Annotated in this window: 1 protein-coding gene; it reads right to left on the minus strand. The window is 54.0% G+C overall.

The window, feature by feature from the left end; all coding sequences use genetic code 11:
- Nucleotides 1-37 precede the first annotated feature (37 nt).
- Nucleotides 38-1242, minus strand: a protein-coding gene (locus tag OOJ59_RS27850) for an IS3 family transposase (protein ID WP_116689248.1) whose coding sequence is annotated in 2 segments (ribosomal slippage) — nt 38-924 and nt 924-1242 — 1206 coding nt in all. Because the reading frame shifts where the segments join, the coding sequence is not laid out codon by codon here.
- Between the last annotated feature and the right edge of the window lie 91 nt (nt 1243-1333).

Consider the following 1333-nt stretch of genomic DNA (forward strand, 5'->3'; position numbering starts at 1 on the left):
TGGATTTGCCCCTATATATCCAGACGCATTTTCTCTCTTACGGTTGCGATAATTTCCTGCGTATAAATTCCCGCGGTGAGCGATATCCCAGCGCACTGTGTGGGTGATATTCATTGTAATGACTGAACGCCACTGCCAGATTCACCAACGCCGACTGACTGTCAGCTTTCGGCATAATACTGATGTAATCCCGCTTTATCGTCTTCACGAAGCTCTCTGCTATGCCGTTGCTTTCCGGACTGCGCACTCTTGTTGTGCAGGGCTCCAGCCCCAGCATCCGGGCGAACGCCCGCGTTTCATGTGCCCTGTAGGCCGAACCATTGTCCGTCAGCCATTCCAGTGGCTCTGACGGTAGATGCTGCCCGAAGCGTTTTTCTACCGCACCCAGCATGACATCCTGCACGGTTTCTTTGTCATAGCCACCTGTGCCTGCGGCCCAGTCGATGATCTCCCGGTCACAACAGTCCTGTGCGAAGGTCACCCGCAACTTTTCGCCATTGTCGCAGCAGAACTCAAAGCCGTCTGAACACCAGCGTCGGTTGCTCTCAGCCACTGCCACGCGTCCTTTATGGGCCCGCTTCCGGTGGTTATCAGCAGGTTTTCGCTCAAGAAGCAGATGGTGGGTGCTCATAATGCGGTACACCCGTTTTGCGTTCACAACAGGCTGCCCGTCCCGCTCAGATTCTCGTCGCAACAGTGCCCATACCCGTCGATAACCATACGTGGGCAGGTCGGCCACGGCAGTATTTATCCGGGACAAAACCGCATTATCGTCAAAACTGGACTGTCGTCTGCGATCCTGCCAGTCAGACAACCGGTGAACCCTGATACTCAGTTGCGCACGCGACACACCAATACTCCGGCAGACGTCGGTTATTCGTCGTCCCCGGGCAACAAGGGCGCATGCGCAATCCATTTTTTTGCCCGGCCGAACTCCACAGCCTCTTTCAGTATTTCCGCTTCCATCGTCTTTTTACCCAGCAGACGCTGGAGTTCGCGGATTTGCTTATTGGCCGCAGCAAGTTCGGAAGCAGGCACGACCTCCTCGCCCGAAGCCACCGCGGTTAGCGAACCGTCTTCATATTGCCTGCGCCATTTGAAGATCTGGTTAGCATTGATGCCATGCAGGCGTGCGACATGAGACACGGTCATACCGGGTTCCATTGTCTGCTGAATAATCGCTATTTTTTCCTGCGGTGTACGACGCCGACGCCGCTCAGGTCCTGATAACACTTCAACCATCTTATTATTCTGACTGGTGCTAAACATAGGTCTAAGACTACCTCTTATTTTAAGAGAGGCGAAGTGTCTGGTGATCTATGGGGCCAGTCTA

The sequence above is a fragment of the Citrobacter sp. W9 genome, from assembly GCF_026719375.1.
GTDB classification, from domain to species: Bacteria; Pseudomonadota; Gammaproteobacteria; order Enterobacterales; family Enterobacteriaceae; genus Citrobacter; species Citrobacter werkmanii.